Source organism: Mycobacterium sp. NGS61 (genome assembly GCF_059812325.1).
The window spans coordinates 517,940-523,997 of the sequence record NZ_JCALCL010000003.1 but is presented as its reverse complement, the minus strand read 5'-3'; the positions used below and the strand labels follow the sequence as shown (position 1 = coordinate 523,997).

At 68.5% G+C, this 6,058-nt stretch carries 4 protein-coding genes and 1 pseudogene; 1 reads left to right on the top strand and 4 read right to left on the bottom strand.

Features of this window, described 5'->3' with window-relative positions:
* Both AC5Y3Z_RS10050 and AC5Y3Z_RS10045 read right to left on the bottom strand, forming a co-directional pair.
* On the bottom strand, positions 1-534 hold a 534-nt coding region (locus AC5Y3Z_RS10050; protein ID WP_499919612.1), incomplete at its 3' end, for a beta-ketoacyl synthase N-terminal-like domain-containing protein.
* A gap of 355 nt (positions 535-889) precedes the next feature.
* Positions 890-1,240 carry a hypothetical protein gene (locus AC5Y3Z_RS10045; protein WP_463824373.1) on the bottom strand — a complete coding sequence of 117 codons (351 nt, stop codon included), beginning with the start codon at positions 1,238-1,240 and terminating at the stop codon, positions 890-892.
* Between the two features lie 169 nt (positions 1,241-1,409).
* On the opposite strand from AC5Y3Z_RS10045, the gene rbpA reads away from it, so the two are divergent.
* Positions 1,410-1,745 (top strand): RNA polymerase-binding protein RbpA, encoded by a 336-nt coding sequence (rbpA, locus tag AC5Y3Z_RS10040; RefSeq protein ID WP_149655556.1) that lies wholly within the window; start codon positions 1,410-1,412, stop codon positions 1,743-1,745.
* Positions 1,746-1,761: 16 nt separating this feature from the next.
* Here rbpA and lnt read toward each other — a convergent pair.
* Positions 1,762-4,492, bottom strand: a pseudogene (gene lnt / locus AC5Y3Z_RS10035) (apolipoprotein N-acyltransferase); the annotation flags it as partial.
* Positions 4,450-6,054, bottom strand: a complete 1,605-nt coding sequence (locus AC5Y3Z_RS10030; RefSeq protein ID WP_463824374.1) for an amidohydrolase — start codon at positions 6,052-6,054, stop codon at positions 4,450-4,452. The pseudogene lnt and the gene AC5Y3Z_RS10030, both read right to left, overlap by 43 nt.
* Positions 6,055-6,058: the final 4 nt, after the last annotated feature.

Below are 6,058 nucleotides of genomic sequence, written 5' to 3'. Positions count from 1 at the left end.
TGTCATGCCGGTCAGTCGGTAGCCCTCGATCTCCTCGGCAAACATGCCGTAACCCTGTGCGATGATCCCGGCAAACACTCCGGTCGCGGTTCCGCGTAGTCCGCTCGGATCCATGCCGGCTCGTTCGAGAGCCTCCCAGGACAGCTCTAGCAGCATCCGGTGCTGGGGATCCATCGCGAGCGCCTCGCTGGGTGCGATTCCGAAGAAGGCGGGATCGAAGTCGGCGACGCCTTCGACGAAGCCGCCGGTGTTCGCGTAGGTCTTGTGGGCCGCGTCGGGGTCAGGGTCGAACAGCGCGCCGACGTCCCACCCGCGGTCGGTGGGAAATTCGGAGATCACGTCGCGGCCATCGGCCACCATCTGCCACAGCTTCTCCGGGGAATCCACGCCGCCGGGGAATCGGCAGGACATTCCGATGATGGCGATCGGCTCGCTCGACCGCTCCAGCAGCGTGCGGTTGGTGCGCTTCAGGCGTTCAACCTGCACCAGCGCCTTTCGCAACGCTTCGGTTGCATGCTGGAGTTGATCAACCATTACCTGAACCCCTCGCCTAATTTGGTCGTCGTTGACCGTCGGTTGCGGCTGCTGCCGAGTCATCGAGGTGGCTGCACGAAGCGGCGACTTCGGGCTGACCTCCGACCAAGAATGTCGCTGGTGAGTATCGCCAACTCCAGCAGTATCTCAAAAACGTCGGGCACTCCCGACTTCACCGATAAGCACTCGGGCGCCCGTGCCGCACATCGACCGACAGGCTTGCACTCCCTTGTGCACCCGGCCCGCGGCCCATGGCGCGAACTGTACCGCCAATAGTTGTGCGGGCGTCGTTGTCAGGGCACCGCCGTCCCGCGGCCCCGCTCAGCACCACCGCAAGACCGTCGGTGAAGCGAAGCTAGACGCCGACGCGCCGCCATCCGTCGGCCGCTCTGGCAGCCTGCAACAGCTGGTCGCAGAGTTCGCGCAACTCAGCGCCGGCGGCGCCTTCATCCAGGGCAGTCGCGACGTCCTCGGCCGCGCACCGCACCTGATAGACGCGATCCGAAAGGTCCATGGCCTCCTCGGCCGACAACACCACCGCATCGGCAGGAAGAGCCGCGGCGTCGCCACGAGTGATCATGGTCCGCTGCTCGTAGGCGCGCTGCCGGCACGACTGCCGGCAGTACTGGCGACGGCGTCCCATTCCGACCTCTGTCACGTCACGACCACACCACCGACAGGGCTGGGGTCGGGTGCGGCGACTCACGCCTGCCGACTTTAGTCCGGTCCGCCCGTCGATCCCGGTATCATGGGGTGCCGAGTCGCGCGATATGCCGCGGCTGACAGCCGGGAACTACGTGAACGGTCTTAACGTTTGCTTAGAGAGAATCTCATTACGGGAGCGTCACAAGCGCACCGGACCCAAAGGAGCAGCAATGGCTGATCGTGTCCTGCGAGGCAGTCGCCTCGGCGCCGTGAGCTACGAGACGGACCGCAACCATGACCTCGCCCCCCGACAGATTGCGCGGTACCGCACCGACAACGGCGAAGAGTTCGAAGTGCCGTTCGCCGACGATGCCGAGATCCCCGGCACCTGGCTGTGCCGCAACGGCATGGAGGGCACCCTCATCGAGGGCGACCTGCCGGAGCCGAAGAAGGTCAAGCCGCCTCGTACGCACTGGGACATGCTCTTGGAGCGGCGTTCGGTCGAAGAGCTCGAAGAACTGCTCAAAGAACGCCTCGAGCTGATCCGCTCGCGCCGGCGCGGCTGACCCGTCAGGCGCGGCTGCGGGCGCGGCTGGTCTTGCGGCCCTCTCGGCGACCCTGCACGCCCCACCGCGTGACCTTGAACAGCGCCTCGCGAATGTTGGATCCGCTCATTTTCGACACGCCGATCTCGCGTTCGGTGAACGTGATCGGCACCTCGGCCACATCGAAACCCGCGTTGACGGTGCGCCAGGTCATCTCGATCTGAAAGCAATAGCCCTTGGAGTCGACGGTGTCCAGATCGATCGTCTCGAGAACCTCGCGACGGTAGGCGCGGTACCCGGCAGTGATGTCGTGCACACCGACGCCCAGGGCCAGCCGCGAATAGGTATTCGCCGTCTTGGACAACGCCAGACGGCGCCACGGCCAGTTCCGCACAGTGCCGCCATGCACGTAGCGCGAACCGATCGCGAGGTCCGCGCCGGCGTCGACCGCCTCCAGCAGGCGGTGCAATTGCTCGGGCGCGTGACTGCCGTCGGCGTCCATCTCGACCAGGACCGCGTAGTCCCGGCTCAGTCCCCAGCCGAAGCCTTCCAGGTATGCGGCGCCCAAGCCGTTCTTGGCGGTGCGATGCAGGACGTGGGTGCGGCCGGCGTCTGCGGCGGACAGCTCGTCGGCAAGCCGGCCGGTGCCGTCCGGACTGTTGTCGTCGACGACCAGGATGTGTACGTCAGGGCACGCGTCCTTGACCCGCCGATGGATCAGCGGCAGGTTCTCCAGTTCGTTGTAGGTGGGGATGATCACCAGGACACGCTGGCTGGGACTGTCGCCCGGTACCGCAGGGACAGGTTGGCCGGTGGTCATGTAGCTCCTTCATTTCGCCCGATAGGGGTGCGCCCGCTGTCTTCATCGTCGGAGGACGCGGCGTCGTTCGCAATCTCAACGTGTGCCGAAGGTGATTCGTTCTCAGCTTCCGAGTCGTCCCGTTCAGCCGAGGGCGTAGCGGGATCCGCAACGTCATCGACTGATCCGGAGCGCCGACGCGTCGGCCGCGGAAACGAACCCGGGAGACGGCTCGCGAACCGACCATTCTGCCGTATCGCGGCGAGAATGAGCACTACGGCCGCTCCGACCAGCGTCCACTGCACGATCGGTGCCCAGCGGGTCGCCGGGGTCAGCCTCGTCTTGAGACGTACCGCAGTATCCAGGTAGGCGGGCACGAAGAAGTCGGTGCGCAGCAACTCCCCGCCGTCGGGTGCGATCACCGCGCTGATTCCGGTGGTGCCCGCGACCAGCACGTAGCGGTCGTGTTCGACGGCGCGGACCTTGGCGAAGGCCAGCTGTTGTTCACTCATGGTCTTGGTGAAGGTGGCGTTGTTGCTGGGCACCGTCAGCAGCTGTGCGCCGTTGCGCACGGCGTTGCGCGGTGCCCGATCGAAGACCACCTCCCAGCAGGTGGCGACGCCGACCGGAACTCCGGCCAGGCGGACCACGCCGGTGCCGGAGACCGGGACGAAATGCCCGGCTTGGTCGGCATATCCGGACAGGTGCCGGAACAGCCACGCCATCGGCAGGTACTCGCCGAACGGCTGCACGATCGCCTTGTCGTGGCGCTCTGCCGGTCCGGTGCCTGGATTCCACACGATCATCGTGTTGGTGTAGGCCGGGGTATCCCGCATCCGACCGGGCACCTCCATCACCGTGCCGATCAGGATCGGCGCCCCGATAGCGTCGGCGGCCCGGGAGATACCTTGGGCGGCATCCGGGTTGACCAGCGGGTCGATGTCTGAGGAGTCCTCGGGCCAGATGACGAACTGAGGTTGCGGCGCGGTTCCCAGACGCACGTCCTCGGCCAGTTGCAGCGTTTCGCTGACGTGGTTGTCCAGCACCGCCCGGCGTTGCGCGTTGAAACCCAGACCCAGCCGGGGCACGTTGCCCTGCACGACGGCGACCGTGACGCTGGGCTCCCCGCCCGACCCGACGCCCGCTTTGCGCACCTGCGGCCAGACGAGGATGGCGGCCAACAACACCACGCAGATGGCGACGCCGGGCAACAGCACTGCCGGCGGCGTGGTCCCGTCAGTGGCCCGCACCCCGGCTCGCAACCAGCGCACGATCTCGAGCACCATCGCGGTCAAGCTGGCACCTAAGAGCACCACCGAGGTCGACAACAACGCGACGCCGCCCCACTGGACCAGCGGCAACAGCGGACCGCCGGTCTGACCGAACGCCACCGCGCCCCACGGAAACCCGCCGAACGGAAAGCTGCATTTCAGCCACTCCACCGCGCCCCACACCACCGCGAACCACACCGGCCAACCCGGGAGCCGTCGCACCACGACCGCGCACAGTCCGAACAGGCCGGGATACAGCGCGCATACCGCCGCCAGCACCAACCAGGGCATCGGCCCGACAAGCGTGCTGATCCAGGGCAGCAACGGCACGTAGAACGCCAGCCCGAACAGGAAGCCGTAGCCGAAACCGCCGGCGGGAGTGGTACCGGGCCGGGTCAGCACCCACACCAGCAGCGCGACGGCGGCGACCGCGGCCCACCACCAGCCCAGCGGCGGGAAACTGGCGTACATCAGGCTGCCGGCGATCAATGCAGCGACCAACCGGGCCAACCGGGGCCGCAGTGCGCTGCGCAGCCGGGACAGCACCGGGGTCCGACCCGGCGCGGAATCAGCTGGCAAACTATCGGCAGCGTCTGCCGGCAAATCAGCGGACGTGTGCTCTGGGGCCGCCGCCGGGGCCTCTTCGGGTGGCTGCTCAGCCATAGATAACCGCACCTCGATGCACGGTTTGCCGACACCGCGGCAGCGCGTCCGTCACATCGAGCCGCGGCAGCGCCGGGACCCGCGAGCGGGGGTCGGTGGACCAGCGCTGGACGCTGTCGCGGGGTGCGCTGACGTCCAGAATCCCGGCCTCCCACACCGCGTACGACGCCGGCGCACCCGGCACCAGGGTGCCGCTCACCCCGTCGCGCACACCAGCCGCCCGCCAGCCGCCGCGGGTCGCGGCAGCGAATGCCGCGCGCGCCGACAACTCGCTGCCCGGTGTCCGGTGATGCATCGCGGCGCGCACGCCGGCCCACGGCTCGAAGGCGGTGACAGGCGTGTCAGAACCGAGGGCGAGGGGCACGCCTTGGGATGCTAACAGCGCCAGCGGGTTGAGCCGGCCACCTCGATTCGCACCGAGTCGCCGCGCGTACATGCCGTCGCTACCGCCCCACAGCGCGTCGAAATTGGGCTGGACGCTGGCTATGACTCCCCACGATCCGAGCTTGCCGGCCTGCTCGGCGGTGACCATTTCAAGGTGCTCGAGCCGGTGCCCGCAGCGGGCGACGGCAGCCACTCCCATGTCGTCGACGACCCGTTCCAGGGCGTCGACCACCGCCGACACCGCGGCATCGCCGATCACGTGGAACCCGGCGGTGATCTCGGCCTCGCTGCAGGCCCGCAGATGCGCTTCCAGGGCGGCGGGCTCGAGGTGGCGGGTGCCGGTGCAACCGGGCGCATCAGCGTATGGCTCGTGCAGCCACGCGGTGCGCGACCCCAGCGCACCGTCGACGAACAGATCTCCGGCCAGGCCGCGAGCCCCGGTCTCGGCCAGCAGCGCGCGGGCCTGCTGTGCGCTGGTCACTGCCTCGCCCCAGTAACCGACCACCTCGACACCCGGGCGCAGCGCCGCCAGCTGCAACCAGTCGTCGAGCCCGCCGATCTGTGGACCGGCGCATTCGTGCACCGCGACGATGCCCGCCGCGGCCAGTGCCGCCAACGCGGCCTCACGCGCTTCGGCCAGCTGACCGTCGGTGAGCAGGTCACGGGCCGTCGCTCGGGCCGCGTGATGCGCATCGCCGGTCAGGGGCTGCTGGGCGGAGAAACCGGGGGCCGCGGCCAGGTCCGGCAGCAGCCGTCGCAGACCAGCGGACGCCAGCGCCGAGTGCACGTCGACCCGGGCCAGGTAGGCAGGTCGATCACCAAGCACCGCATCCAGGTCGGCGGTGCTGGGCGGGGTGTTCTCCGGCCACGCCGACTCATCCCACCCGTGTCCCCACACCGGGCGCCCGGGGTGGGCAGCCGCGTAGGCGGCCACCAGCTGTAGACATTGCGCCTTCGATCCGGCCGCGCGCAGGTCCAGCCCGCTCAGGGACAGCCCGGTCGCGCTGAGATGGATGTGGCTGTCGACGAATCCGGGAGCCACGAACGCGCCGTCAAGATCCTGCACCTCGGCGTCCGGGAATTGGTTGCGACCGACGTCGTCGCTGCCCAGCCATGCGATGACGCCGTCGCGCACCGCCAGGGCGGTGGCATCCGGGTGGGTCGGGCTGTGCACCCGGCCATTGAGCAGCAACCGGGTCGGGATCTGCCTCACACGG

Bases quoted from the DNA above. Each gene is read 5' to 3' on its own strand.
- rbpA (WP_149655556.1), top strand. From the start codon at position 1,410: ATGGCTGATCGTGTCCTGCGAGGCAGTCGCCTCGGCGCCGTGAGCTAC.